This window comes from Vibrio aquaticus (assembly GCF_003970385.1).
GTDB classification, from domain to species: domain Bacteria; phylum Pseudomonadota; class Gammaproteobacteria; order Enterobacterales; family Vibrionaceae; genus Vibrio; species Vibrio aquaticus.
Window position 1 is genome coordinate 498,774 of the sequence record NZ_RXZH01000001.1, and the last position, 25,594, is coordinate 524,367.

Genomic DNA, 25,594 nt, shown 5'->3' on the forward strand with positions numbered 1-25,594 from the left:
CTTAGTATTTAACGTTTGAAGAGTACTCTCTCTTCGCTTGGGTTAAATTCAGATCGCTAAGAAGTGACTATTGAGTGCAACATAGAGTGCGTTCGACTCTTTCCACCCCGATACACGGTGAATGGAACGATGAGTGGCAACGCGTTGCATTGAAGTGAAGACCGGCTGTTTGTATAACCGATAGAGAGGAGTAACCGCAGGCTCAAAGCCTACAGGTTCAAAATCAGATTGAGGATCGGTATCGTCTAAACCTCGGGTCAGCGTAGACCAACGGTTCGCATGAATAATCGCAAGCCAATCATGAGAGATATCCGATTGGCTGACAGGTTCAGAGTTCGAGCTATTACGAACCTCATCAAACAGCGCTTGAAAGTCACGCTGCGAAGTCGGAGCAAGGTTCGCTCCTCGATAGCTTAAGCGGGCCGACGCTTCATTTTCAGCTTGTAACAGATAGGCAAAAGCCTGCGTTGGTAAAACCATCGCAAGCAAAATCAGCCAGAAATATGATACAAGTCTTTGAAACATCGGCGAGCCAAATAATATAGGACACCCTGATATTAAATCTAACCTCAGGGTCAAACAACTAAAATAATCTAAAAGCTAATATTTCAGTTTTAGAGTGTGTTAGCGGTAGAACGTCTTACCGGTGTGCACATCCAAATAGATCTTATTGGCTTGTTTTAAGCCACCACAGTAAACAAAATACGCTTCTTGCTCATTAAACGTGACAGAACGAATCCAGCCCTGAGTCTCTTCAAAATCTTCAGGTGTGCATGTCCCATCTTTGAGTAATGAATCGGTCGTTTTGATGAAAACATCGAAGTATTGTTTGAAGTCATCAGAGTTTTCTATGTAATGGCTGATTGTCTCGATGCGTTCTTCATTGGTAATCGTCGGAGCAACTTCAAGTAGCGCTTCCATCGGTACCCATTCAGCCACTTCAGGACCACCATCTTCATAGACGTAATAAGGAGAAATCCTCCCCCATCCCTCACGCTTTTCAAGAATATGCAGTTTGTCGCCACGGTAGACCACGCTTTCGACAAACGCATCGAACTTGGGCATTTCTCGAACCCCCAACTTAGGTGGACTCACATAGTAATCGGTGACTGGCGCTTTAGGTGGCGCTTCTTCTTCCTCTTCGACAATATCTAAAGGTGTAATTGGCGCTTCTTGACTCTTTTCTAATGCTTCTTGCGCTAGCGCATCTTGCTGAGGCTTATAATAGAAAATGTAATAGCCACCAGCAGCGCAGCCTATTCCGACAAGTAGCAAGACGACCATTATTAGCTTTTTCATATTCCTTCGAATTTTTTCCTATAATTATCGAATCAAGACCACGGCATCCATAGTTATGATATGGCATTACTTTACTACTATAGCGGCAGCAGTGCTGATCACTTTACCTTTTCAGCTCACCGCTTCACATTGCAATGAAAAAAGCTGGAATAATCTCCTTAACATTCAGTTAGACATTGATGAAAGCTATAACTTTCATGCTTCCCGGTTTAACCATTTCCTTACGCAACACAAAGACCGACCGTTTCTTTTTCAAGAGTTTTCAGCCGAAGAACTCACACAACTGTGGGCCAATAAAGATCCAATATATCAAACACGAATGCAGGAGCAACTGCACGCCTCACTCACCGTCATTGGACTCATTGAACAAGAACGCAAAAACCTGGCCCCACTGATCCAGCGTATCGCAAACCAACAGCAAGACTGGATTGATATTAGCCAGCACTGCCAAAACAGTGCCAGCACCATCAATATGGTCACCGGCCTAAACTACTCTCAGCTTAACCAAGCGTTAATTAAAGACACCACGCTCTTAATCAAGCAGTTAGATATACTCAAGCGTCACTATGTCAGCGAATTGGACGCGCTTGAACAGTCCCGCCCGAAACCTTCTGATTGAACACATAAATAGACCTGCATCACACTTTGGTTCAAACATCGGTTTAGAGTAAATTCATATAAAGATCACTCTTAATATATGATTTTAAGACATTTTCTTATTTAACAAAGTGTTACTAACTCAACAAGTTTGATATTAATTATCATTTGCATTGATTATGAGAATCATTACTATTTAATTACTTTATTCAAACATAGCTCATGATCAGTGAAACTCGCCCTATCTTGTAAGCACATTATTCCAATTTGGTTTATCGGCCTTGTATTGATGGTCGCTAGTTTTATCACGGTCCACAGCTACGAGACTCAGAAACTCTCGCGTCAACTAGACAATCAACTCAACCACCGCATTCAGACCCTCTCTCAGTCTTTGGCTTCCATCGAAACACTGCTTTACTCCACCCGTTCTTATCTCACTAACAGTGGCACTATTTCACCAACTAGCTTTGAAGCCTTTTTCACTGACCTCAATAATGGCCAGAGCATCGCCTACCCTATTATGTGGGCTCCGGTTATTCCTATTGCAGAGCTAGGTAAGTTTGAACGACAGGCTAGAAAGCAGGGATTTCTAGGTTATATGGTCTATCCACGAGTCACGGGCAAAGAAGAAAGCGCATGGTTCTTGAATGAGTCGGTTCTCCCTATTTTCCACATCTCTTCAACATTCGAAGGCGCAGATTATCTAGGCCTTCGTTTAGACAGTGACCAAGAAATAGTCACTGCCATGTCTAGAGCCATCAGTAGCGACCGTTTCGGTGTGGTGGGTTATATAAATGAAGGCCAGCAAGCAACCAAACTGTTACTGCCTAAATTTTCAAATGGCGGAGAGCTTCAAGGGTTCATCGTGACCGATATCGTATTACATGAGCTGCTCGGTGAAATTTGGCAGCAAGAAGTTAACTCTCTTCACAGTGATATCTCGGTTCATATAGAACCTGACAGCCGCTTGATCTTCGCCTCCCACCTCAACACCGAACTCGAAAATGATGGCTTACTGACTCGAATTGTTTCGGCGAGCCGAACCGTTCGAGTGCCTTTGTTTAACGCCGAATGGACGTTGTCTGTCTCGATGTTAGATCGCTCTGGAAGTACTTTGATGTATGGCTTTGCGTCGTCGTTTTTGATCTTACTTTTAACCCTTTCAGCCACCCTTGCCGCTAATTTTTATGCCACTCGCCTCAAGGTATCTGATCAAGTGATTGAAGAGAAGACTCGTTCATTAGCCATACAAGCGATTAAAGATAACCTGACTCAGTTACGTAATCGAACCGCCCTTAGTAATGAAGTCGACAAACAGCTAGCGCGCTTAGCTGAAGGAAGTAGCCGTGGCTTCTCGATTTTGTTTATCGACTTAGATCGCTTTAAGGTCATCAACGATTCCATGGGGCATTTACACGGAGATAAACTTCTTCAGCAGGTGGCTAAACGCCTAGTGAAACATTGCCGAAATCACGACATGAGTTTTCGGTTTGGAGGTGATGAATTTGTGATTTGTTTGCCCGAGCTCACCTCTACATCTGCGCTAACTCATATCTGTCAACGCTATTCAAGTGTGTTAAGTCAGCCTTATATTATTGAGGGACAAGCGTGCCACGTCGGGGCGAGTATTGGCATATCAGTCGTGACTGACCCTAGCCAGACATTAGCTAGTATTCTGCGTGAAGCCGACACCGCGATGTACAAAGCGAAAAGCTCAACCCATGACAAAGTTGTCTTTTTCCACGATCAAATGTTCAACCAAGCCAAAAAGCGTTTTCAGTTGGAACAAGAATTAACCAATGCCCTTGACCTAAAACAGTTATCTTTAGTTTACCAACCTATCTATGCCATAGAGAGCGACAGAGTGGTTGGCTTTGAATCACTGCTTCGTTGGAATCACCCCACTCTGAGATCCATTTCCCCACAAGACTTTATCCCCATCGCTGAAGAGACTGGCCTTATCATCAAGATTGGCGATTGGGTTGCTCATGAATGCTTCAAAACACTCGTTAGACTGCAAAAGTTGTATCCAGAACATCATGTCCCTAGGGTCAATATTAATGTCTCTGCCAAGCAGTTTGAGTCTGAGCATATCTATCATACTCTTGCTCATCTTCTTGAAGAATGCTCTGTGCCTGCACACTTGATCGGCATTGAAATTACCGAGTCTATGCTGCTAGCGGATGAATGCAGTGCCCACCAGTTACAACGCATCAAAGATCTCGGTGTTGTCTTATACTTGGATGATTTTGGCACTGGCTATTCATCTCTATCCATCCTCAATGACTACCCAGTTGACGTAATCAAGGTCGATCGCAGTTTCGTCAGCCGTATAGCGATGGGACAAAGTAATGCAGACAGCTTGTGCCAAGCCATTATTAATATGGCACACATCATTGATCTAGAGGTCGTGGCCGAAGGCGTTGAAACACAAGAACAACTTGCAGTACTTAGCCAACATAAATGCAACTACATCCAAGGTTATTTGAAGTCGAAGCCCGTGTCGGCCTGCCAACTTGGTGCAATCTTAGACACACAGAAAGCGAAAATCAGCGCCTAATATTTGTAGGTTAATTGAACTGATCACACTTCGCAGCACAGATGAAGTCGTTTTGGTGTAAGCCTTTAATAGAATGACTCCACCATGTCACGGTCACTTTGCCCCACTCTAATAATATCGAAGGGTGGTGAAACTCTTCTTCTGCCAATTCAGAAACTTGATTAGCAAAGGCCCAAGCCAACTTGTAGTTTTTGAACGTGTAGACTTTCTCTAACTGCCACACACCGTCACGCTCTAGCATGGTCCATTCACTCAATTCAGTGAACAGTAATCTACGCTCTTCTTCACCTAACGCTACAGCACTGCTTGAACAAGCCTCACAACGTAATTCATTCAACATTTGTCACTTCCTTTGGTTCAAATAATGGGGGTAATAGTCCGGCTTGCATTGCCTGTCTAACATGAAACATCAAATCCATTTTACTCAGTCGATAAAGCTGCTTGATGTCGCTTAAGATAAAGTATTCCGGTTGCATAATATCGATGCGATAAGGGGTTCTTAGCACGGTATGAACATCAAACTCTAACCGCTGTGGTGCGGAGTCATCGAGTGCGTAGAGTGTCTCTCCTGGTGAAGATAAAATTCCGCCTCCATAGATCTTGGTTTCTTCGCCTTCTTTCACTAAACCAAATTCAACTGTAAACCAATAAAGACGGGCGAGATAGGTTCGCTCTTTGTCACTGGCTTGCTTCCCTAACTGCCCATAAGTGTGAGTAAATTCGGCAAACTCTGGATTGGTCAGCATCGCGCAGTGACCAAAAATCTCATGGAAAAAGTCCGGCTCTTGTAGGTAATCAAACTCTTCTTTGGTGCGTAAAAAGGTGGCGACTGGGAACTTCTTCTCAGCCAAAAGGCCAAAAAATCGGTCGAAGTTAATCAAGGCTGGAACCGGCTCGACTTGCCAGCCTGTGGCACCTTTCAAAACACGATTAATATCAACCAGTTGTGGCGCCTTATCAGTTGGCAAGTTAAGTAAACGCAGCCCTGCCAAGTACTCTTTACAGGCTCGCTGTTCAACCAACTTCTGTTGACGGATGATTAACTCGTGCCAAACTTGGTTGTCTTCATCACTCCAATCGACTATTCCATGTTCATTGACTGCTCGTGAATGGTACTGTGTCATACAAAACCTCATTAACAATTCCTTTACATAAAGCCTATCGCCATGAAGCATTGGTGACAATTGAACCTAGATACTCTCTAAGCTCGCACTCCTGTAACAAATATTTTACAATTTCCATTTTTTACTTAATTTTCAGTTATCTGAGGATGAGGTGAATGTTTGACTTTGTTTAATATTTCATCAAAGCTTAATCAAGTTCAGGAGTACTTCAGACGAGGATGTCATGTCTCATATCCAACCTAGCTTGCGCGAACCCATTTGGTCACCTAGCGCTGAGCGAATCGAGAGTTCCAACCTATCCCAGTTCATTAAACACATTAATATTCAGGGATTTAATATCGGTGATTATGACCAGCTACACACTTGGTCTGTTGAACACAAGAAAGAGTTCTGGCTTGAAGTTTGGCAATTTTGCGATGTTATCGGTTACAAAGGGGATTGCATCTTAGGCGAAGGATTGCCTAAATGGGACACATTCACGCCAAATCGTGACACGATTTGGTTTCCACAATCTCAGCTCAACTACGCGGAAAACCTTCTCGCGTACGCGTTTCAGGCTCCGGATGACATCGCTATTTGGTTTAAAAACGAGCGTGGTGAGAGCCGTAAAATGACCTGGCAAGAACTGTGTGACCAAGTGTCTGTTCTTCAGCAATGGCTCAAACACAACGGTGTTGAGAAAGGGGATGTTGTTGCCGGTTATTTACCACATCTAACGGAAACCGTCATCGCGATGCTTGCCACTACAAGCTTGGGCGCTATTTGGACATCCAGCTCACCAGATTTTGGCGTTGAGAGTGTCGTTGAGCGATTTGGTCAAGTACAACCTAAAATACTCTTTTGCTGCAATGGCTACGAGTTCAATGGTAAGCCTTTCCTGCTAGAAGATAAAAACCGTCAGATCGTAGCTGCCATCCCAAGCATCGTAAATACATGCCAAATTGAATACTTATCGACGCAGGCTGTGGTGAATGACGCAGAGCAAGTTATGTTTTCCGATTGGGAAGCAATTCTGGCTAGCTTCCTGCCGAGAGGAATAAGATACCAACGCATCAGCTTTAACGATCCTTTGTTTGTCCTCTATTCATCAGGGACAACAGGCAAACCTAAGTGCATCGTTCATTCGGTTGGCGGCACGATTTTAAACCACTTAAAGGAACATCAGCTCCACTGCGACATTCAGCCGAAAGATAGAGTGTTTTATTACACCACCTGTGGCTGGATGATGTGGAACTGGCATGTCTCTACACTCGCCAGTGGCGCGAGCTTAGTGATTTATGACGGCAGTCCCATGCACCCAAATACTGATGTCCTATGGCAGCTTGCCGACGAAGCCGAAGTATCGTTGTTTGGTACTTCCGCGAAATATCTTGAGGCTCTACAAAAAAGCGATTTTGTTCCTTGTGAACACTATGCACTTGATTGCCTCAAAACGCTGTGTTCTACAGGGTCTGTACTTTACCCACAACAATTTGATTTTGTGCATCGCAACATTAAGGTTGACCTGCACTTAGCCTCTATTTCAGGTGGGACCGATATCTGCGGCTGCTTTGTCTTGGGGAACCCTATTTCGCCAGTGTATCGAGGCGAGTGTCAAGGTGCGGCACTCGGTATGAACATCGCGGTGTTTAATGAGCAGGGGGAATCTGTTGTGTCACAGCGGGGTGAATTGGTTTGCACCAATAGCTTCCCTAATCAGCCTCTGGGCTTTTGGCATGATGACGGCGAACGGTATCACAATGCCTACTGGAGCAAGTTTAATAATACTTGGCACCACGGCGATGATGTAGAGATGACGGAATCAAATGGGATGATCTTCTTTGGCCGAAGTGATGCAACGCTCAACCCTGGTGGTGTCCGTATTGGTACCGCTGAGATTTACCAACAGGTTAATCAAATTCCACAAGTTTTGGATTCCATTGCGGTCAGTCGCAGAATCGATGGTGACGAAAAAGTGGTGCTGTTTGTTCAGTTAGCCCCAGAGCATACGCTCGACACTGAGCTGAAAGATCAAATCAAGCAGACACTCAAAACGCAGTGTTCTCCGCGCCATGTCCCGAGTGAAATTTATACCTTAAGTGAAATGCCAAAAACGAAGTCAGGGAAACTGGTTGAGTTAGCGGTGAAACAAGTTCTTCATGGACTAGAGGTCAAGAACAAAGGGGCAATCGCCAACCCTTGGGTCTTGGATGAGATAAGCCAGTATCAAGCTCAGCAGTGATAAACGCTATAGAAACGAAAGCCCGATCACAAGATCGGGCTTATTCATCATGACTTAAAGCACTAGGTTACTTCTTCGCAACCGCCATCAGTACTTTTAGACTGCCTTGAGGCGTATCGATTTCAAATGGCGTTGTCACAACAACCTCTTCAAAGCCTACGCTTGTCAAAACTTGTTTGGCGTGACCAATGGTCATTCCACCAACCTCATCTTTATCCGATAACCAGTCCCAATGAACAAAGTAACTGCCTTCGTCAACCAAGCTATAGATAATATCCGCGACATCGGCGTAGTTCGGTAAGAAACTACACACTGATGAAGCAACCACAAGGTCAAATTGCGTTCGGAATGCTGGGTGCATCGCGACTAAGCCACGACTCAGCATATCCACTACAGGCTCTACATTATGGAGCTCTTTATTATCAAGCTGCTCGATCATTGCTTCAGAGCTATCTAGAGCAACAATATCTTTCGCCTCTGACGACATACGCTGGCTGAGTAAGCCCGTTCCACATCCAAAATCTAGAACGTGAAGCCCATTAATATCTACGACACTTTTTAATGATTCCAATGCTTTATCAGCATAGATATTAGTCGACGTTTCCGCATCCCAATTGACTGCGACATCGTCCCAACTGTTAGCCATCATGATCTCCCTGTAACTACATCCATTAGGCATCTCTCAAGAGTACCAAAACTGCATGAAATTCATAGCATTTCAGTCTTAAAAACAGACATTTGAAAAGCTTTACTATAAGATCGATTCTATCTTAACCAGATTGAGTCCCTAATGAACCTCTCGCAAATAGAAGCTTTTTGCACCGTTGCAGACACAGGCTCCGTTTCAGAAGCGGCGCGTCAACTTGAATGTAATCGCACTAAATTAAGCATGTCTATCAAGGCGTTAGAGAAAGACCTTGATGTTGAACTATTTGTCCGTAGTGGTAATAACCTCGTCTTATCTGAAGCCGGAAAAGCAATCTATAAAGACAGTCAAAACTTATTGGTAACGGCATCTCGCATTCGTCAGACCTGCGCTCAAGTCTCAGGTGAGTTCAACGCAGAAGTTTGGATTGCTCGCGATGATTCTCTTCCCGATGAGCTTTGGCAAGATCTTTCACATAGGTTAAACAACCGTTTTCCGGCGACTGCGTTTAATATCGTTCTGGCGTCTAGTGGGGATTTAGCCAACTTAGTGGCGACTTCGCAAGTGGACTTTGCCTTTGGGGTTGACTATGAACGTATTGATGATCCATTGATGACTTATCAGCCTCTAGGGAAAATTCGCCTAATGTCTGTCTGTCGCTCAAGTCATCCACTTGCGCGCCTCAGACGTGTTTCCGATGAAGAACTCCGCAACGCGATGCAAGCCGTCATGGTATATCTGAATGAAAAAGATAATCCAGAGTTACAGCCCTTCTCATTACGCCATATCGGTTTTTCAAGCTTTGACTATATGTTGAATACCATCCTAGAAGAGGATGCGTGGGGCGTGCTTCCTGAACCTTTAATCCGTCACCTTCTCAGAAACCAAGATCTTGCAGTCATCAAGCATACCTACGGATTAACTCAGGAAGATTACTGCATGTTCACCGCAGCAGGGATGGCAGAACATCCGGGAATGTCTTGGATTGCCGATAAGCTCAATGAGTATCTCTTTGATTTCTAAACCATTCTGTCTTAGCTTGAGCAATAATCAGTCAGCGTCAAATTTAATGACAGCAAAAACCAGCCATAACTCATTGATTAATATAAATTTATTTGAATACACAGCAAAGTAGGTACTTGCGTGAGGCAGATTCTGTTTGTGAAATAATCAGATTATGAGAAAACTATAAGGGTGTTTATACAAGAGATGCCTTTATGTGTGCCAGGACAAGCTTAAATGAAAAACGAATACTCACCTTCTCTGCTCTATTAGCATCGGGCTTTGCAGGCGGTGGCTTAGTACTCGGATTGCTTGTTGGTTCACTTGTCATTGTTTTTGACGGTGTCTATTCTCTAGTTAGTTTGCTGTTAACTTTATTGTCACTCGCCGTGTCGCGATTTATTGAACGTCCCTCTAAGCGCGAGTTTCCATTTGGTAAGTCTGTTCTAGAACCGATTGTTATCGCCATTAAAGGCAGTGTTATTCTCGCTATCGTTGCCTACTCTCTCTACTCTGCGATCACTGCCCTATTCACAGGTGGCCGTGAAGTCGATGCCAGCATCGCAACCCTTTTCGGCATCGTAAACGTCATCGGTTGTGGTTACGCTTGGTGGCATATCGCCAATAAATCTAAACGCTTTTCGTCTGGCCTGATTGAAGCTGAAGCCAAACAGTGGCAGATGGATACGCTACTCAGTGTCGCCGTGACTCTTGGATTTATCGCCGCGTGGTTGGTGTCGTTTTCACCTCTCTCACAATATGCCGTCTATGCCGACCCAGCCATGATGATTTTGATGTCGTTCTATTTCATTAAAGTACCCTTTGAAATGCTGCGCGACGCATTGCGAGAATTACTGATGATGAAGCCAAGTGAAGAGATTTGTCATACCGTCGACACAGAAGTATCAGCGTTAGATAAGCAAGTGAGTCAAAACTTAGAGGTGGCAGCCGTCACTAAAGTGGGTCGCGAGCTTCGTGTCAAACTTGACGTTCATGCTCAAGGTAGCCAAGTGCCTGTGGCTGAGTTAGAAAAAACTCGCAGGGTGTTAAAAGATAAACTGTCTAAACTCTCACTTGATCTGAATTTGACCATGAACATCGCAAGCTAAGCCTACTCATACCTCTGGTTTTCTCTTGATCACTAGAGGTATGGTAATATCAACGCCTCGATAATAATTCCCCATGAGTAGTAGATCATGTCTCAAGACAACCCTGTGGTTAAAGATGTATTCGTTGCGTTCCAAGTTATCCCTCGTCTAAAAGAAGGCAACAATTTTGAAGTGGTTGATAAAGCGATTGAGGTAGTAAAAGCGGCTAATGTGCCATATCAAGTTGGCGCAATGGAAACCACGATGAAAGGTGAACTCAATCATTTACTTGAGGTTGTCAAAAACGCTCAGCAAGCCTGTTACGATGCCGGTGCTTTAGAAGTCATCACCAACATCAAAATTCATAGCAAAACAGAAGCGGCTACAGACACATTCTGTACTTATGATAGAGGTGTGACTAAAGCCAACTATATGTTCGTTGACTAATGTAAGTCCTTTTTTAAAAAGCCGCTAGACAGAACCTGTCTAGCGGCTTTTTGTTTTCATATGACTTTATTGCTATTGAGCGTAGACCACTTTAAAGCGCTCCAATACCAACTGCATCTCTTCACTTGGGTCTATCTTAAGTTCTTCGCACTCTTTAGAGAAAAAGCGCCAATGTGCTTCTCTCCACCACTGCAGCGTTTTGTCACCCTCTCCTTCAGCGGCAGCAAACTCAGCCGATACGTCGCAGTAACGTGCCTGTGACACTTCCGTCATCTCAATAATGCAGATTGGCTCTCCTGACCAGTTAGTGACCACTTGCAAGTGGCCGACTTCAGGCATGGTCTCTCCTTCATGGGTATACCAGCGAGCCAGACTACACGAAGCCGTTTTCTCTCCTCGGAGGATCAATTCAGCGCAAATATTTGCATTAACTTCATCGGCACAGAAATAATCAGCACTGAATGAGTGATAACGCTCTGCTTGACCCTGCTCCAAAGTCGTTAGGAAACTCTGTAGATAATCTCTGCTGCGTTTATCCATATCACGTTAAATCCATTTTGATAATAATTCGAGGCCTATAATCACGTTTGGGCTCTATAGCTTTGTACTTTCGTAATGAGGCCTCTCAGAGTATCGCTAAGAAATTTACATTGTAAATAGGTATTGGACTTTTTAATCTGTGCTATCGACCATTTCTTCACATTTTTCTGTAACTCATAAGCTTAACACCAATCAAACTACTTGCATCACCTAGGAAGTATACCGCTCTTAACTCTTTCTTTATTGCAATTCCAACTGAGCAAAATCACTGTATAAAAAAACAGAACAACAAGTCAGACATTATGAAGAACCAGTTTTTACTCGGAATTAAAGAGCACATGCGTACGCGCCACTATGCGTCAAAAACGATAGACGCGTACCTACTTTGGATTAAGAAGTTCATCACCTTCCATAATATGGAGCACCCTTCTAAGCTCGATGAAAGTCATGTCGAAGCCTTTCTCTCGCATTTAGCCATTCACGACAAGGTCGCAGCCAAGACACAGGCCTTGGCGCTTAACTCGATTAACTTTCTGTACCGCGATTACTTTAGAACCCCACTCAACAACGAGATCAAATTTCAAAAGTCCTTGCTCGATAGAAAATTGCCGGTTGTGCTTACTAAACATGAAACCCGACAATTCTTGAAGCATATCGATCCTAAGTATCGCCTTCACATCATGTTGCTGTATGGATCAGGCCTGCGAGTTATGGAAGCGGTCAGACTTAGAGTGCAAGACATTGATTATGACTATAACGCAGTACGAGTTTGGCAAAGCAAGGGAGGAAAAAACCGAGTAGTGACCCTAGCCAAAGAGCTTATCCCGATGCTTCAAGAGCAAGAAGCGATGGCACGACGATATTACCAAAAAGATATGAACACCCCGGGCTACAGTGGTGTCTGGCTCAACCGTTCACTGCAAAAAAAGTATCAGGGAGCAGAGCTTGAATTTAAGTGGCACTATTTATTCCCTTCTGGAAAACTCGCCCGCGATCCAGAATCCAATCAATTGCGACGTCACCATATCAACGCCATCGCCTTACAAAGAGCCGTTAAACGTAGCGCGAAAGAAGCCGGGATAGATAAGAACGTCACATGCCATACATTACGCCATAGCTTTGCGACCCACTTGCTAGAATCTGGAGCAGATATAAGAACCGTACAAGAGCAGTTAGGCCATAGTGACGTGCGCACAACGCAAATCTATACCCATGTATTAGAAAGAGGCGCTAGTGGCGTTCAGAGCCCGCTCTCGAGCTTATAGAGTAATGCTGGCGAGAGGCTTAAGAGGTTGAACAGAGTGTTCGAAGTAACGATTGAGATGGGTTGGTGTATGACGGATATAAAAAAGGAGAGCCTAAGCTCTCCTTTCCTTAATCCTAATAACTGACTCTAATTAAAGAGCAGCTTTCGCTTTTTCAACTAGAACTGCGAATGCAGCTTTGTCGAATACCGCGATGTCAGCAAGAATCTTACGGTCGATCTCGATAGATGCTTTCTTAAGACCGTTGATGAAACGGCTGTAAGATAGACCATTCTGACGAGATGCAGCGTTGATACGTGCAATCCACAGTTGACGGAATTGACGTTTCTTGTTGCGACGGTCACGGTAAGCGTATTGACCAGCTTTAGTAACTGCTTGGAAAGCTACGCGGTAAACACGTGAACGTGCACCGTAGTAACCTTTAGCTTGTTTTAGAACTTTCTTATGACGTGCACGAGCTTGTACACCACGTTTTACGCGAGGCATTATGCTTCTCCTAAACTAAACGATTGATAAACTAAAAAGAATTATGCGTATGGTAGCATACGAGCAACTGCAGCCACTTCACACTTAGGAAGGATTGCATTTGGACGAAGCTGACGCTTGTTCTTAGTAGTACGCTTAGTCAGGATGTGACGTTTAGTAGCGTGCTTAAACTTAATACCACCAGCAGTTTTCTTAAAACGCTTAGCAGCACCTTTGTTGGTTTTCATCTTAGGCATGATGAATAACTCCGCATTGTTGAGTTGTATTAAACAATAGTAATCAGGGCGAACAAAACCCAGCCACCTTACGGCAGCTGAGTTCTATTACTTGCAAAGCCGTTAATTACTTCTTTTTAGGGGCAAGAACCATGATCATCTGACGACCTTCGATCTTCTTAGGGAAAGATTCCACTACTGCTAATTCAACAGTGTCTTCCTTAAGACGATTTAGAACGTCGACACCGATCTCTTGGTGTGCCATTTCTCGGCCACGGAAGCGAATTGTTACCTTCACTTTGTTGCCTTCTTCAAGGAAACGCGTCAGGTTGCGTAGTTTTACCTGATAGTCTCCAATATCAGTTCCAGGACGGAATTTTACTTCCTTAATCTGAACCTGTTTTTGCTTCTTCTTCTGCTCTTTAGCAGACTTGCTCTTCTCAAAGAGGAATTTACCGTAGTCCATTACACGACATACTGGTGGCTCAGCGTTTGGACTAATTTCTACTAGATCCATACCCGCTTCTTCAGCTGCTGCTACCGCTTCTTGAATTGAAACAACACCAACTGATTCACCATCAGCGCCAGTTAAACGAACTTCACGAACGCCACGAATTTCACCGTTTAAACGATGAGCATTTTGTTTGGCCGGTACTTGGCCGCGTCTTCCGCCTTTAATAGTTTATTCCTCCAGATTGAGCTTACGGCTAGAGATCTCGTCTTGGATGTAAGAAATAAAATCATCCACCTTAAATTTGCCGAGGTCTTTGCCCTTACGAGTACGTACTGCGATTTCGCCTGCTTCCATTTCCTGGTCGCCACAAACAAGCATATACGGTACACGCTTCAAAGTATGTTCGCGGATTTTAAAGCCAATCTTCTCATTTCTCAAGTCCGCTTTGGCTCTAATTCCACATTTTTGTAGTTTTTGTGCAACTTGTTGAACATAACCTGACTGTTTATCAGTGATGTTCATGATTACAGCCTGTTCTGGCGATAACCAAGTTGGGAAGAAACCGTAGTATTCTTCAATCAAAATACCGATGAAACGCTCTAGTGAACCTAGAATAGCACGGTGAATCATAACTGGCGTTTGACGCTCGTTATTTTCATCAACGTAGGTTGCACCCAAACGACCCGGTAAGTTGAAGTCGAGCTGTACTGTACCACATTGCCATGCACGATCTAAACAGTCATGAAGAGTAAATTCAATCTTAGGACCGTAGAACGCACCTTCACCTTCTTGAATTTCGTATGGAATTTCCATCGCTTCAAGAGATTGTTTTAGGGCTTCTTCAGATTGATCCCAGATCTCATCTGAACCTACACGTTTTTCAGGGCGAGTAGACAGCTTAACAACGATGTTTTCGAAACCAAATGTTTGGTACGTATCGTACACCATTTTGATACAGCTAGTCACTTCATCTTGGATCTGGCTTTCAGTACAGAAGATGTGAGCATCATCCTGAGTGAAGCCACGAACGCGCATAATACCATGCAACGCACCAGATGGCTCGTTACGGTGACATGAGCCGAACTCAGCCATACGTAGCGGTAGGTCACGGTACGATTTAAGACCTTGGTTAAAGATCTGTACGTGGCCTGGACAGTTCATTGGTTTTAAAGCGTAGTCACGGTTCTCAGAAGCTGTTGTGAACATTGCTTCTGCGTATTTATCCCAGTGACCTGAACGTTCCCAAAGAACGCGGTCCATGATTAAAGGACCTTTCACTTCTTGGTAATCGTATTCTGTTAGTTTTTCACGAACGAATACTTCCAGATCACGGAAGATAGACCAACCATTGTGGTGCCAGAACACCATACCCGGTGCTTCTTGCTGCATGTGGAATAGGTCTAGCTGCTTACCAATTTTACGGTGGTCACGCTTCGCCGCTTCTTCTAGGCGAGTTAGGTGTGCTTTAAGCGCTTTCTTGTCGTGGAATGCAGTGCCGTAGATACGTTGAAGCATCTTGTTGTCACTGTTACCACGCCAGTATGCACCTGCTACGTTAAGTAGCGTAAAGTGCTGACAGAAACCCATGTTCGGTACGTGTGGACCACGACACATATCGATGTATTCTTCATGGTGGTATAAACCAGGGCGATCGTCACGAGAGACGTTTTCGTCTAGGATTTCGATCTTGTATGTTTCACCGCGAGCTTCAAATGCATCGCGAGCTTCCTGCCAGCTTACCTTTTTCTTGATAACTTGGTATTTGGTCTTCGCAAGCTCTTTCATGCGCTTTTCGATCTTTTCTAGATCTTCTTGCGTCAATGAGTGCTCTAGATCGATATCGTAGTAAAAACCGTTATCGATTGTTGGGCCGATCGCCATTTTTGCTTCAGGGAAAAGCTGTTTGATCGCATGACCTAACAGGTGAGCACATGAGTGACGAACGATTTCTAGACCATCTACTTCATCTTTTACTGTGATGATTTCAAGGCTTGCGTCTTTTTCAATCAGATCACATGCATCAACACGCTCGCCATCTACACGACCCGCAATGGTTGCTTTCGCAAGACCAGGACCGATAGATTGAGCAACTTCAAGAGTAGAAACTGGGTTGTCGAACTGACGCTGACTGCCGTCAGGAAGAGTAATAATAGGCATTAAAATATCCTTTACAGTGGTGTTGCACACCAAGCAACACATGCAATTTAAAACAAGTCTTTAGCTCATGAGTTTATGGATATAAAAACCAGCTAAAAACGAGAAATCGTGTCCTTATTTATGCAAATACGGATGCACAATTCAGGAAAGAACGAGCATTGTAACGAAAAAATGTGAAATAACAATCGAAGTCCCAGAAACGGAAGAAAAAAGTTCATTTTTTATCCAGACGTTCTTTACACCATTGGGACAGTACCCTCCTCGATTCTTCAACAATGTCACTCGCCAGAAGCCCAATTTGGCCGTACTGGTCTGCCAAACTGTCTGCCGCAACACTGTGGAGTAATACCCCAAGTTTACTTGCATCGACTGGGGGTAGCCCTTGCGCGAGAAAAGCAGCGATCATACCCGTCAGCACATCCCCCATTCCACCACTGGCCATTCCAGGATTGCCTGCATCGCAAACCGACACTTCTCTGCCATCATAAATCAGCGTCCCCGCCCCTTTTAAGACAACAACGCCACCATATTTGGCCTGTATACGTTTAACGGCGTTGAAACGATCGTTTTCGATGTCACTGACTGTGCAATCAAGTAATCTAGCAGCTTCACCGGGATGAGGAGTAATGACTCGGTTGGGGTCGACAAACGGCTCTTGGGCCAACATGGTTAGCGCATCCGCATCGAGTACTTTGGGCTTACTCGACTTAACAACATTTTGGTACATTAAGTCAGCCCATTGATTCGTTCCCAAACCCGGTCCAAGGGCAATAACATCCGCTTCCAGAAGCTTACCTTCTAGAATGTCTGAACCCGCTTGCCATTCTCGAGTCATCACCTCCGGGTAAGCGACCTGCAAAGGCAACACTGATGATGCATGACAAAGCGTTGTGATAAGCCCTGCTCCGTTGCGAGCGGCAGCACTGGCACATAAACGAATAGCGCCCGCATAGCCTTGATTTCCGCCTAAACAAAGCAAACGACCATGGTTGCCTTTATGGGCCGTTTGAGCTCTGATAGGAAGTTCAAGGTCGTTGGCATCTAATAACCTCGCAGTAGGCTCTTGTACCGAATAAAACTCTCGCTCAACCTGCAATCCGTCATAGATAAGTGTTCCCACTACGTCTCGGGCCTTACCGGTCACAAGCCCCTGTTTGATGCCGATAAAAGTCACGGTCAGATTAGCTCGAATAGCGTTACCTAAAATAGCGCCGGTATCACTGCATAGTCCTGATGGGATATCGATGGAAACTTTAGGGAAAGTGCTCTGATTAACGAGCCCAACCACATTTTTCACTGATGCTCTTACTTCGCCTTTTAGTCCAGTACCGAGCAACGCGTCAATGATGATTGAATTAGATGACTGTGTGGTGAGGTTCAACTGGCCGATTGAAGAAATTTCTCCCCCGCATTCCAGCCATTGATCTTTGGCTCGTTTCGCATCGCCCCTAAGCTTCGACTCATCGCAACTCAAATAGAGTGCTACTGATAAACCATACTGCTTAGCTAACTTTGCAACGATAAACCCGTCACCACCATTATTGCCACCGCCACACAGTACAATCACGTTCTCACAGTTAGGATAAGTCTGCTGCACTGCACGAAAGACTGCGCCACCGGCACGTTGCATCAAAACATACATTTCAATGCCAGCCAATTTAGCCGCTAGGCGTTCACCTTGCTTAACTTGCTCGGCAGTGTAGAGAAAAGAAGAGGTCAGAATCATCGCGGTAATCGAATTGAGGGTTTAACTACAGCATATACAACAACGCCAAGGATTACCTTGGCGTTAGCTGCAAAGTTTAGGGTTATCGCTATCGACTCTGAGAGACCAATGCCTCTGCTGTGGCATCTTGAATTGATAAGAACAACGAACGTATTTCGCCTGTTGGTGTACGCATTGGGTTGAGCGTTATGTTTTGGTACATAAAGTCTGCTTGCTGGGTCACAGGACGAACGTTACGACACTTAAATAAGTACGGGCGCTGCTGCCATGTGATAAAGCTTCGACAGCCCAAATCATAAACAGGCTTAGTCTTTAATTTAAACCAATCTTGTGGGATCTCAGGGAACAGCTCAAACAAAGATTTACCAATTGCATCATGAGATTGGACCCCACTATGGTGCGTCATAAAGCCATTCCACACTTGGACCTTATATTCACGGTCGATGACTACCAGACCCAAGTCTACGTTTTGTACCATGTCCACCATCCAGTGGAATTGCTCAAATTCAGCAGGAAGATTCAGCATTAAAAGTCCTCCATTAGGTACGAAAGCTTGTTGTCCAATAACGGCAACGACTCATCAACAAACATAAACAGAAGGTCACAGCGGATATCTGTTCCGTCAATATTGTAGCTCACCTCAAATGTCATGGTTTTCTTAAAAGAACCCGTTGTAGACTGAATGATGGAATCGATAGAAATATGTTGACCAAGCAATACTGGCGAGCTTTGGAAGAAGCGAACTTCTGATTGCTCACCCAAACCGTTTAGAAACGAGCCCACCAAGATGTTAGACACATCCATCAAAAGTTCGAGTTCTTCTAACTCTTCACTGTCTGCTGGTACTTTCATCAAGCGTTTGAGATCACACACACTGGAATCACTGAGCAGAACCAGCGCCTCACCGGCAATGCCTTCACCACTAAAACCTTGGCACACACCAGAAACCTGATCGTTCTCAGCAAGGTCACGCAATGCCATATGAAGTTCGCTCACTTCAAAGATATTAACGTTAGGTAGAGGAAGGTGGACAAATACGTCAAAGTGGCGGGCAAGCGCATCAGCGGCACGACCAATGGAAACGTTAGCCACTTCCATATAGATATCACGACGGCGAAGAATAGGCAGATCAATCGCAACTGGCGTGACTATCTGAGGTCGGCTTGCTGGTTCAACAAGCTCTTTTAGCACTGCATTGAGTGCATCTTTATTGATCGGCTTTTGAATAAACGCCTTGGCTCCAAGCGCCATTACGCGCTCTTTCGCTTTTGGCTGAATATCACCAGAAACAACGACGACGGGTACATCGATACCACGTTTTCCGATTTCTTCTAATGTTCCAAAGCCATCGAGTTCTGGCATGGTAAGGTCGAGGAACATCAGCTTAAATGTGTTGTTCGCTAGCTGCTCTAACGCATCCAAACCGTGCACTGCAAATGTAATGTCTGCATTAAGCGATGCTGGCAGAGAGCGAGCCATTTGCTTTCGAGCTAAAGCAGAGTCATCACAGATTAGAACGGGGTATGACATTCCTACTCCTACATCTATTTATGAAGCTAATTCATTAAGTCTAACAGATAGTAAGCGTATCAGATACTGCAACGGCAATATAGATAAAGAGTGACCTCTAACAAGCTGAGATCATTGAAGTAATAGTAAGGTGAAAGCTAAAAAGCCAGTGTGGCAGTACATCAATAAGAGATGTTGAAGCGAGGTGATACAAAAAAGCCTTCCGAAGAAGGCTTTTAGAAAAGTTATTGTGCCATACGGATGATGGACTTACCAATGAGCCACTCTAGCTCTTTCGCACTGCCTTCACCGTATTGGCTTTCAGTCATCTTGTATAGACGATCAATACCATTGCTTGCGAACTCGTGCGTGCTTTGTGACGTCACGATATGGTGGAATAGCAGACGTAGAATCGCTAAGAACTCATCGCTGTCTAGCGCGGCAACCCAGCTAGAAGAAAACTCTTCTAATCCTTTTTCAAACTCTACGTGCTCAACGAACATTTTGAAGATTCGACCGTCTAGTGCTGCGGTGAAATCTGTCTTTTTAGGGAAATGGTGACTAATACCCGTTCTTGAAACACCCGTCTGCTGACTTAGTGTTGTGTATGACATTTTGTCATAGCCAAGACGCAATAGTTGATCCACTACTGCATCCATGATCTTCTGAATTGTAATTTCAGTATCTTCTTTACTACGCTTTGGCATGTTCAGGCTCTTCTCTCTGTAAATCCGTCTCACTCATCATGAGTTCAATGTTGACCTCTAAGTTTAGCTTCCTTGTCTATCAACGAATCAATAAACGAGACCAATTATCAATCTCAAAACCAGATAGACATTAACACAATTAAACCGTACGAGCCATCTAATTGTTGTGAAAACTAATCTTCCAAAAATCGAACCTATAACGCCGATTTATAGAAGTGAATTGGGTCATCTTGTTATTTATATAATTATAAAGCACCGATAATGTTATAAATCGGTATCGCTTACAACTAACTGAATAGCATTCTGACAAGATAATGACATGAATTTTCGTAATAAGTTGATCTTCATCACACGAATATTCGCGTACTCATCAGATTCATGGTCACTTTTCACTCACAAGTCAACATAACATACTGAAAACAGCATGAAACCAAGTGCTTGCTTTTTTATGGATTAGCTTCAAATTTCCCGTTAATATAGCCCCATTATTTGTAAGAGGATATTGAGATGACCACCGAACTAGAGCAAATAGAAGTATGTGAAGCATGTGGTTGTGCTGGTGAAATGGGCTTTATCATCAAAGAAGGTGATGACGTCGCTGAAGTTACCATCATGGCAGCAGGGAAAGCGCTTCTGGAATCGGAGTTGGCTAAGTACATTGAGCTCGCACAGCAAGTATGCAGCGGTGTCGAGTATGAAGTCTCTTCAATTGAAGAAGACTCAAAAGAGCTAACCGCTCGTTTCAAGTTTGAAGTGAGCGCTGAGAAACTGATTTTCGAATTAAAGACACGTTCGCTAGCACGATAATTGTCTTTCGATATCTCAAAACGGGCAGCTCTGCCCGTTTTTTTATGCCTAAAGCTAAGATTATTTGACCTAACGCCGCTTACTATTCATATTGATTAAGAATCTATCAAGTGACCTAACTATGCTGCGCACCTGCTACTTTATTTTATTGGCATGTTTAAGTACTGGTTCTAACGCCCAGTCATTAGACCAATTCCGTATCCTCAACCATCTCGACAATTACGGAAACCTCGATCTACGCAATAAACCTTATACTGAGCTGCCGAGTGGACTCGTCATTAAGGGCAACTTAAACATTGCAAAAACCGTGATCGAAAAATTACCTGAAGGTATTGATATCCAGGGGAGTCTTGACGCTTCAAACAGTGAGCTTCGGAGTGTCGCAAAGGGCGTAAACATAAGGGGCTACGCAAACCTTATAGGATCAAAAGTAACCCGGTGGCCGAATGGCGTTAAAGTCGGTGGTTACATCAACTTTACCGATACACCGCTTGCTTCCTTACCTCCTCGCTTTCGAGTAAAAGGCGATCTCAGTGTGATCCGCACTCCATTGGAAGCTCTCCCTGAAGGGATACAGGTTGACGGAAACTTATATATTGGTGGCTCAAAGATCACCGAGTTCCCTGAGACGATGACCGTAAAAGGAAACATTTTTTTGGGAGGGAATCGTATCTCTAAATGGCCAACGAATCTCGATTTGGGCGGCGCTATTGCTCCTTAAATTTCCCCTGAAAAAACTAAAAAAGCCTCGCGCACATTACGTGGCGAGGCTTTTTCTATACTAGTCAGTAAACGTTATGCCGGTTGATTTCTTACCGGGTTTGCATAACTCGCCACCAAATATGGCTGAGCACCTTCAGGCAATTTATTAAGCTTCTCTGTCAGTTTTACTTTGACCGCTTCATCCACTTGCTCATTACCTGCGGCAAGTTCATTAATTGGAAACAGTTTGTAATGCGCGTGAATTTGGCGATCAATCTCTTCTGCCAATGCATCTGGTGTTTCAAAGTCTTGATCAATCACGTCACCAAATGCGACATGAACTCGTCCTTTGTCACCAACTATACCTTGGATGATACTTTCGATGTCTTCAAATTCACCTTTTTCGTAACTCCCCTCTGACTCTTTCGCATGCAACTCAATCGCTTTGGCGATGTCACACGGGTCATTCTCATAAGAGATCGAAACCGGAACAATCTTCAGTGACTTCACGTAGTCAGGAAACGCCACTTTTTGCTTGCGCCCTTCAACATGAAACATCTTTAGAATCGCAGGATCAGTGAAGTCGTTACCATCTTTCGCTCGCCCTTCTTTCTGAGCAATCCAAATAGAGTGGCCAGTATCTAACGAGTGCTTGATGTAACCAGACAATGTCCCCAGCGCTTTCATCATCTCACGCGGGCCTTTCGCCGAACGTTTAACAATAAAGCTTTTATTCAACTTCATTAGCTCTGTCGCACAAGGCTTTTTAAGCAGGTTATCACCAATGGCAATGCGCACGGTTTTGTGTCCATTTTGGAACAAGCCGTAGTTAACCAGTGCAGGATCCATCGCGATATCGCGGTGGTTAGAGACAAACAAGTACGCTTGATTATCATCGAGTTTTTCAAGACCTGAATAGGTCACGCCGTCAGTGGTCGATTTCAGTGTTTGACTCAGGTATTTCTTAACTTCAGCTTGAATCGCTTCCACAGAGTTAAGCTTTGACCATTTCATCTTTAGGTAAACTTTCACAACAGGAGACATGAGAGCTTTAAACCAACCTGCGTGATTAGAGAAACGGTGATGTAAAATAGCGCTAATGAATTCTTCATCATTAACTAGGCGGTCAATTGCCGCTGGAATTTCGTCATCATTGTATGGACGAATTTCAATAAATGGGTCTGTATTTGTCGTCATTATTTTCGTCATTAAAAAGAAAGCGGGCCTATTCTACTCATAGAATTGCTTCTTGGCAGCTTAAGTTCTCTCAGATTTATCAAGGTCAGACCAGAACAATCCTTCTATTGTGAGGCATTCATGGCTCTATATTGGCTTTTTCCTCAAGAAACGTTAACCTTAGCGCCCCTGAACCAATGAGCACCATCATGCATTACGCGATCTCTTTCCAGACTGAACAGCACGATTTTCTTCTTTGCACACCACGCAGAAAATCTCTTAAGCACAAATTACTCTGTGTTAAACAGGGCTTGGTCATTGTGAAACTGGGTAAGCAGGAATATGCGATAGAGCCTAATCAGCTTTTTTGGTTGCCGTTTGATACGTTAACGTCCCTAACCTATACCCCAAACACACAGGTAGAGGTGGTTGAGTTATCTTCACGTGTCACTACTCCGCTTCCAAAACAGGCAGGGTTCGTTAAAGCAAATGAATTGGTTTCAGCCCTGTTAAATCGCCTGACCTCTATCGAAACACTAACTGAACAGCAAAAAGAGTTACTGGCGGTGCTTCGCCATGAACTCATCGATCTTAAACCTAACCTGCATGAGAGCAAGTTGACGAAAGACTTAAGCCAGTGGCGCTTTGACAAACCATCTCCTATTGCCAACGAACTGCAATTAGTTTTAAGAGTGCGTGAAGCGGTTAAAATGATGCAATCAGGTAAGAAGCGACCGATTGTGGTTAATACGCTATTTGAAGGCAACGAAACCCTATTCTCTGGATTAGAAAAAGCCATTATAGGGCACTAATTCGTAGAAAAGTTGTACATTTTCTGGCTGAAAAGTCATTTCATAACTATAGATCTATAAATAATCCTATTAGTTTTTGAAAGGACTCTGAAATGAAATTCAGCCATAAGATAGTGGCAGCTTCATCTGTTCTGCTTTTAGCGACCGTCACGCTTTTAACCGCTCAACAATACTACACGGTTCAAAAAGAGATAAAGAGCCAAGTCACCTCTAGCGTGACCGAAATCGTTGATGGTGTTCGAGATACCACCGCAGCCGAAATTAACGGGCGTAAAGCGATCGCGTCTTACGCCACCAGCATGTTAGAGGTCGACCTTTCTCCTGATGCCGTTTCGGCCGTCATTACCCGACCTATCGTAAAAGAAACTTTCTTATTAGCTGGCCTCGGCTTTGAAAAAGATGGCTCCAACATCAATAACGACCCTTCCTGGAATCCTGGCCCAACCTGGGATCCACGAGTTCGCCCTTGGTATATTGATGCGAAGAACTCAGGGAAACTCGTCATTACTGCTCCCTACGCTGACTCCGCGACCGGAGAAATCTTAGTCTCCATCGCAACCCCCGTAAGAGATAGCGGGCAGTTTGTCGGGGCCATTTTCTACGATGTAAGCTTGGCGGCTCTAGCCGAAGTGGTAAACAAAGTTCAGTTATTCAATGCAGGGTATGTGTTTATTGTCGCTGGAGACGGCACAACGATTGCGCACCCTACTACGCAATACAATGGCAAGCCCATGTCTGACTTTTTAGGCAAAGCCCCCATTCAAGATGAGCCGCAACAAGCGATCATCGACGGAAAAGACTACACGTTGGACTTTTCTAAAGTGCCAGGAGAAGACTGGTATATCGGTGTCGTACTCGATGAAAAAATCGCCTACCAGTCACTGGCTGATTTACGTAATAGCTCGATCATTTATACCATTATCGCGTTAGTCATCAGTGTCGTGATTCTACTTATTCTTATCCGAAGCTTAATGAAACCACTCGACACACTCAGTGACGCCATCCAAGACGTTGCGTCCGGTGAGGGGGATTTAACCCAAAGACTCAACACGAATACAGACCAAGAGTTTTCGAAACTGGCCTCTGGGTTTAATGAATTTACTGGCACGCTCCAACAACTCATCACTCAGTCCAAGGCGATTGGCACCGAAATACTACGCGGCTCAGAAATGACCTCTCATGGATTACAAGAATCTGCAGCCGCTATGCAGCAGCAACTCCACGAGTTAGAACAGCTCGCCACTGCCATGCATGAAATGGCAACTACGTCCGGTGATGTTGCGAATAATGCCCAAGGAGCAGCGGCGGCGGCACAAGAAGCTGACGATGCCACTAGCTTGGGAACATCTGTGGTGAGTGAAACCACCAGCGCCATTGATAACCTATCGCAAAAAATTGATGAGGCGGTTGAAGAGGTCAAAGTGCTAGAATCGGCCACTGACAACATCGAAACCATCTTGAAAGTGATCAATGACATTGCTGACCAAACGAACTTGTTGGCACTAAACGCAGCTATCGAAGCGGCGCGTGCTGGGGATTCTGGTCGAGGCTTTGCAGTGGTTGCCGATGAAGTACGCACCCTCGCCCAACGTACTCAAGAATCGACTACCGAAATTCGCAATATGATCGAGCAACTTCAAGCTGGTGCAAGTTCAGTTGCCAATGCAATGAACATGAGTAAGAGTACTGCAGGTGCGGCCGTTGAGCGCGCCCAAGAAGCCAATGTTGCGCTAGACAGTATCCGTGATGCGATTCAGCGAATCAGTGATATGAACATTCAAATTGCCTCCGCAGCAGAAGAGCAAAGTCTTGTCGCGGAAGAGATCAACAACAACACAGTAAAGATCAAAGATCTTTCTACTCAGGTTTCTGACGCCGCAGACAACGCCAATATCGCCATGCAGGCTCAAACCGAAAACATTCGTGAGCAAGATTCGATACTCAACAAATTTGTGGTTTAAGCGATGACCAAGCTCCAATAATCAGCGTCTAAATTATCAAAATGTAGCGCGATTAACTATTATCTCATTAGGGCATATTGCCTAAGCGCATTC

General features: G+C 44.3%; 26 protein-coding genes. 11 read left to right on the top strand and 15 right to left on the bottom strand.

Translation table 11 applies throughout. The features are described 5' to 3' along the window. Positions 1 to 48: 48 nt before the first annotated feature. Both EJ063_RS02035 and EJ063_RS02040 read right to left on the bottom strand, forming a co-directional pair. Positions 49 to 525 (bottom strand): hypothetical protein, encoded by a 477-nt coding sequence (locus tag EJ063_RS02035; protein WP_126572341.1) that lies wholly within the window; start codon positions 523 to 525, stop codon positions 49 to 51. A 99-nt stretch (positions 526 to 624) separates the two neighbouring features. Then, a complete protein-coding gene (locus tag EJ063_RS02040) occupies positions 625 to 1,299 on the bottom strand; it encodes a flagellar basal body-associated FliL family protein (protein WP_126572342.1) in 675 nt (224 codons plus the stop codon). A gap of 55 nt (positions 1,300 to 1,354) precedes the next feature. On the opposite strand from EJ063_RS02040, the gene EJ063_RS02045 reads away from it, so the two are divergent. Together EJ063_RS02045 and EJ063_RS02050 are read left to right on the top strand one after the other, a co-directional pair. Continuing rightward, positions 1,355 to 1,918 (top strand): hypothetical protein, encoded by a 564-nt coding sequence (locus EJ063_RS02045; protein ID WP_126572343.1) that lies wholly within the window; start codon positions 1,355 to 1,357, stop codon positions 1,916 to 1,918. 207 nt (positions 1,919 to 2,125) lie between these two features. Further along, complete coding sequence (locus EJ063_RS02050) at positions 2,126 to 4,456, top strand: bifunctional diguanylate cyclase/phosphodiesterase (protein WP_126572344.1); 2,331 nt, start codon at positions 2,126 to 2,128, stop codon at positions 4,454 to 4,456. 10 nt (positions 4,457 to 4,466) lie between these two features. On the opposite strand, the gene EJ063_RS02055 is transcribed toward EJ063_RS02050, so the two are convergent. Both EJ063_RS02055 and phhA read right to left on the bottom strand, forming a co-directional pair. After that, positions 4,467 to 4,796 carry a 4a-hydroxytetrahydrobiopterin dehydratase gene (locus EJ063_RS02055; protein WP_126572345.1) on the bottom strand — a complete coding sequence of 110 codons (330 nt, stop codon included), beginning with the start codon at positions 4,794 to 4,796 and terminating at the stop codon, positions 4,467 to 4,469. Continuing rightward, positions 4,786 to 5,580 (bottom strand): phenylalanine 4-monooxygenase, encoded by a 795-nt coding sequence (phhA, locus tag EJ063_RS02060; RefSeq protein WP_126572346.1) that lies wholly within the window; start codon positions 5,578 to 5,580, stop codon positions 4,786 to 4,788. Before phhA ends, EJ063_RS02055 begins: the two co-directional genes overlap by 11 nt. 223 nt (positions 5,581 to 5,803) lie before the next feature. On the opposite strand from phhA, the gene EJ063_RS02065 reads away from it, so the two are divergent. Then, on the top strand, positions 5,804 to 7,801 hold the full coding sequence (locus EJ063_RS02065) for an acetoacetate--CoA ligase (RefSeq protein WP_126572347.1): 1,998 nt from the start codon (positions 5,804 to 5,806) through the stop codon (positions 7,799 to 7,801). 67 nt (positions 7,802 to 7,868) lie between these two features. On the opposite strand, the gene EJ063_RS02070 is transcribed toward EJ063_RS02065, so the two are convergent. Continuing rightward, positions 7,869 to 8,447 carry a class I SAM-dependent DNA methyltransferase gene (locus tag EJ063_RS02070; RefSeq protein WP_126572348.1) on the bottom strand — a complete coding sequence of 193 codons (579 nt, stop codon included), beginning with the start codon at positions 8,445 to 8,447 and terminating at the stop codon, positions 7,869 to 7,871. A 144-nt stretch (positions 8,448 to 8,591) separates the two neighbouring features. Here EJ063_RS02070 and EJ063_RS02075 point away from each other — a divergent pair, with 144 nt between their 5' ends. The 3 genes from EJ063_RS02075 to EJ063_RS02085 all read left to right on the top strand — a co-directional run bounded on the left by EJ063_RS02075 (position 8,592) and on the right by EJ063_RS02085 (position 10,984). Then, positions 8,592 to 9,470: a LysR family transcriptional regulator gene (locus tag EJ063_RS02075; protein WP_126572349.1), complete on the top strand. Its 879-nt coding sequence runs from the start codon at positions 8,592 to 8,594 to the stop codon at positions 9,468 to 9,470. Between the two features lie 194 nt (positions 9,471 to 9,664). Beyond that, the gene (locus tag EJ063_RS02080) at positions 9,665 to 10,558 is read left to right on the top strand and encodes a cation diffusion facilitator family transporter (protein ID WP_126572350.1); all 894 of its coding nucleotides are present in this window, start codon (positions 9,665 to 9,667) and stop codon (positions 10,556 to 10,558) included. An 87-nt stretch (positions 10,559 to 10,645) separates the two neighbouring features. Continuing rightward, positions 10,646 to 10,984 (top strand): thiamine-binding protein, encoded by a 339-nt coding sequence (locus tag EJ063_RS02085; protein ID WP_126572351.1) that lies wholly within the window; start codon positions 10,646 to 10,648, stop codon positions 10,982 to 10,984. A gap of 72 nt (positions 10,985 to 11,056) precedes the next feature. Here the strand turns inward: EJ063_RS02085 and EJ063_RS02090 are convergent, their stop codons facing one another. Beyond that, a complete protein-coding gene (locus EJ063_RS02090) occupies positions 11,057 to 11,524 on the bottom strand; it encodes an ASCH domain-containing protein (protein WP_126572352.1) in 468 nt (155 codons plus the stop codon). 302 nt (positions 11,525 to 11,826) lie between these two features. On the opposite strand from EJ063_RS02090, the gene EJ063_RS02095 reads away from it, so the two are divergent. Then, positions 11,827 to 12,789 (top strand): integron integrase, encoded by a 963-nt coding sequence (locus EJ063_RS02095; RefSeq protein WP_126572353.1) that lies wholly within the window; start codon positions 11,827 to 11,829, stop codon positions 12,787 to 12,789. Positions 12,790 to 12,921: 132 nt separating this feature from the next. On the opposite strand, the gene rplT is transcribed toward EJ063_RS02095, so the two are convergent. The 8 genes from rplT to EJ063_RS02135 all read right to left on the bottom strand — a co-directional run bounded on the left by rplT (position 12,922) and on the right by EJ063_RS02135 (position 20,043). Beyond that, positions 12,922 to 13,275 carry a 50S ribosomal protein L20 gene (gene rplT / locus EJ063_RS02100; RefSeq protein ID WP_004401084.1) on the bottom strand — a complete coding sequence of 118 codons (354 nt, stop codon included), beginning with the start codon at positions 13,273 to 13,275 and terminating at the stop codon, positions 12,922 to 12,924. Positions 13,276 to 13,316: 41 nt separating this feature from the next. Continuing rightward, a complete protein-coding gene (rpmI, locus tag EJ063_RS02105) occupies positions 13,317 to 13,511 on the bottom strand; it encodes a 50S ribosomal protein L35 (RefSeq protein WP_004411425.1) in 195 nt (64 codons plus the stop codon). 106 nt (positions 13,512 to 13,617) lie between these two features. After that, on the bottom strand, positions 13,618 to 14,169 hold the full coding sequence (infC, locus tag EJ063_RS02110) for a translation initiation factor IF-3 (protein ID WP_126572354.1): 552 nt from the start codon (positions 14,167 to 14,169) through the stop codon (positions 13,618 to 13,620). Positions 14,170 to 14,172: 3 nt separating this feature from the next. Then, positions 14,173 to 16,101: a threonine--tRNA ligase gene (gene thrS, locus EJ063_RS02115; RefSeq protein ID WP_126572355.1), complete on the bottom strand. Its 1,929-nt coding sequence runs from the start codon at positions 16,099 to 16,101 to the stop codon at positions 14,173 to 14,175. Positions 16,102 to 16,315: 214 nt separating this feature from the next. Further along, positions 16,316 to 17,827, bottom strand: a complete 1,512-nt coding sequence (locus EJ063_RS02120; protein ID WP_126572356.1) for an NAD(P)H-hydrate dehydratase — start codon at positions 17,825 to 17,827, stop codon at positions 16,316 to 16,318. Positions 17,828 to 17,915: 88 nt separating this feature from the next. Then, positions 17,916 to 18,353, bottom strand: a complete 438-nt coding sequence (locus EJ063_RS02125) for a PAS domain-containing protein (protein WP_126572357.1) — start codon at positions 18,351 to 18,353, stop codon at positions 17,916 to 17,918. Further along, entirely contained in the window at positions 18,353 to 19,357 is a 1,005-nt protein-coding gene (locus EJ063_RS02130) for a response regulator (RefSeq protein WP_126572358.1), read from the bottom strand. The genes EJ063_RS02125 and EJ063_RS02130 overlap by 1 nt, the downstream gene beginning before the upstream one ends. 224 nt (positions 19,358 to 19,581) lie before the next feature. After that, positions 19,582 to 20,043, bottom strand: coding sequence for a TetR/AcrR family transcriptional regulator (locus EJ063_RS02135; protein WP_126572359.1), 462 nt, complete (start codon positions 20,041 to 20,043; stop codon positions 19,582 to 19,584). A gap of 507 nt (positions 20,044 to 20,550) precedes the next feature. Here EJ063_RS02135 and EJ063_RS02140 point away from each other — a divergent pair. Beyond that, positions 20,551 to 20,850 (top strand): YfcZ/YiiS family protein, encoded by a 300-nt coding sequence (locus EJ063_RS02140; protein WP_126572360.1) that lies wholly within the window; start codon positions 20,551 to 20,553, stop codon positions 20,848 to 20,850. 121 nt (positions 20,851 to 20,971) lie between these two features. Beyond that, positions 20,972 to 21,571 carry a hypothetical protein gene (locus EJ063_RS02145; protein ID WP_126572361.1) on the top strand — a complete coding sequence of 200 codons (600 nt, stop codon included), beginning with the start codon at positions 20,972 to 20,974 and terminating at the stop codon, positions 21,569 to 21,571. Between the two features lie 74 nt (positions 21,572 to 21,645). Here the strand turns inward: EJ063_RS02145 and EJ063_RS02150 are convergent, their stop codons facing one another. Then, on the bottom strand, positions 21,646 to 22,749 hold the full coding sequence (locus EJ063_RS02150) for a 1-acyl-sn-glycerol-3-phosphate acyltransferase (RefSeq protein WP_126572362.1): 1,104 nt from the start codon (positions 22,747 to 22,749) through the stop codon (positions 21,646 to 21,648). 188 nt (positions 22,750 to 22,937) lie between these two features. Here EJ063_RS02150 and EJ063_RS02155 point away from each other — a divergent pair, with 188 nt between their 5' ends. Further along, positions 22,938 to 23,540, top strand: coding sequence for an AraC family transcriptional regulator (locus EJ063_RS02155; RefSeq protein WP_126572363.1), 603 nt, complete (start codon positions 22,938 to 22,940; stop codon positions 23,538 to 23,540). 92 nt (positions 23,541 to 23,632) lie between these two features. After that, entirely contained in the window at positions 23,633 to 25,501 is a 1,869-nt protein-coding gene (locus EJ063_RS02160; RefSeq protein WP_126572364.1) for a methyl-accepting chemotaxis protein, read from the top strand. Positions 25,502 to 25,594 lie beyond the last annotated feature (93 nt).

Bases quoted from the DNA above. Each gene is read 5' to 3' on its own strand.
- EJ063_RS02035 (WP_126572341.1), bottom strand. From the start codon at position 525: ATGTTTCAAAGACTTGTATCATATTTCTGGCTGATTTTGCTTGCGATG.
- EJ063_RS02040 (WP_126572342.1), bottom strand. From the start codon at position 1,299: ATGAAAAAGCTAATAATGGTCGTCTTGCTACTTGTCGGAATAGGCTGC.
- EJ063_RS02045 (WP_126572343.1), top strand. From the start codon at position 1,355: ATGATATGGCATTACTTTACTACTATAGCGGCAGCAGTGCTGATCACT.
- EJ063_RS02055 (WP_126572345.1), bottom strand. From the start codon at position 4,796: ATGTTGAATGAATTACGTTGTGAGGCTTGTTCAAGCAGTGCTGTAGCG.
- phhA (WP_126572346.1), bottom strand. From the start codon at position 5,580: ATGACACAGTACCATTCACGAGCAGTCAATGAACATGGAATAGTCGAT.
- EJ063_RS02065 (WP_126572347.1), top strand. From the start codon at position 5,804: ATGTCTCATATCCAACCTAGCTTGCGCGAACCCATTTGGTCACCTAGC.
- EJ063_RS02070 (WP_126572348.1), bottom strand. From the start codon at position 8,447: ATGGCTAACAGTTGGGACGATGTCGCAGTCAATTGGGATGCGGAAACG.
- EJ063_RS02075 (WP_126572349.1), top strand. From the start codon at position 8,592: ATGAACCTCTCGCAAATAGAAGCTTTTTGCACCGTTGCAGACACAGGC.
- EJ063_RS02080 (WP_126572350.1), top strand. From the start codon at position 9,665: ATGTGTGCCAGGACAAGCTTAAATGAAAAACGAATACTCACCTTCTCT.
- EJ063_RS02085 (WP_126572351.1), top strand. From the start codon at position 10,646: ATGTCTCAAGACAACCCTGTGGTTAAAGATGTATTCGTTGCGTTCCAA.
- EJ063_RS02090 (WP_126572352.1), bottom strand. From the start codon at position 11,524: ATGGATAAACGCAGCAGAGATTATCTACAGAGTTTCCTAACGACTTTG.
- EJ063_RS02095 (WP_126572353.1), top strand. From the start codon at position 11,827: ATGAAGAACCAGTTTTTACTCGGAATTAAAGAGCACATGCGTACGCGC.
- rplT (WP_004401084.1), bottom strand. From the start codon at position 13,275: ATGCCTCGCGTAAAACGTGGTGTACAAGCTCGTGCACGTCATAAGAAA.
- rpmI (WP_004411425.1), bottom strand. From the start codon at position 13,511: ATGCCTAAGATGAAAACCAACAAAGGTGCTGCTAAGCGTTTTAAGAAA.
- thrS (WP_126572355.1), bottom strand. From the start codon at position 16,101: ATGCCTATTATTACTCTTCCTGACGGCAGTCAGCGTCAGTTCGACAAC.
- EJ063_RS02120 (WP_126572356.1), bottom strand. From the start codon at position 17,827: ATGATTCTGACCTCTTCTTTTCTCTACACTGCCGAGCAAGTTAAGCAA.
- EJ063_RS02125 (WP_126572357.1), bottom strand. From the start codon at position 18,353: ATGCTGAATCTTCCTGCTGAATTTGAGCAATTCCACTGGATGGTGGAC.
- EJ063_RS02130 (WP_126572358.1), bottom strand. From the start codon at position 19,357: ATGTCATACCCCGTTCTAATCTGTGATGACTCTGCTTTAGCTCGAAAG.
- EJ063_RS02135 (WP_126572359.1), bottom strand. From the start codon at position 20,043: ATGCCAAAGCGTAGTAAAGAAGATACTGAAATTACAATTCAGAAGATC.
- EJ063_RS02140 (WP_126572360.1), top strand. From the start codon at position 20,551: ATGACCACCGAACTAGAGCAAATAGAAGTATGTGAAGCATGTGGTTGT.
- EJ063_RS02145 (WP_126572361.1), top strand. From the start codon at position 20,972: ATGCTGCGCACCTGCTACTTTATTTTATTGGCATGTTTAAGTACTGGT.
- EJ063_RS02150 (WP_126572362.1), bottom strand. From the start codon at position 22,749: ATGACGACAAATACAGACCCATTTATTGAAATTCGTCCATACAATGAT.
- EJ063_RS02155 (WP_126572363.1), top strand. From the start codon at position 22,938: ATGCATTACGCGATCTCTTTCCAGACTGAACAGCACGATTTTCTTCTT.
- EJ063_RS02160 (WP_126572364.1), top strand. From the start codon at position 23,633: ATGAAATTCAGCCATAAGATAGTGGCAGCTTCATCTGTTCTGCTTTTA.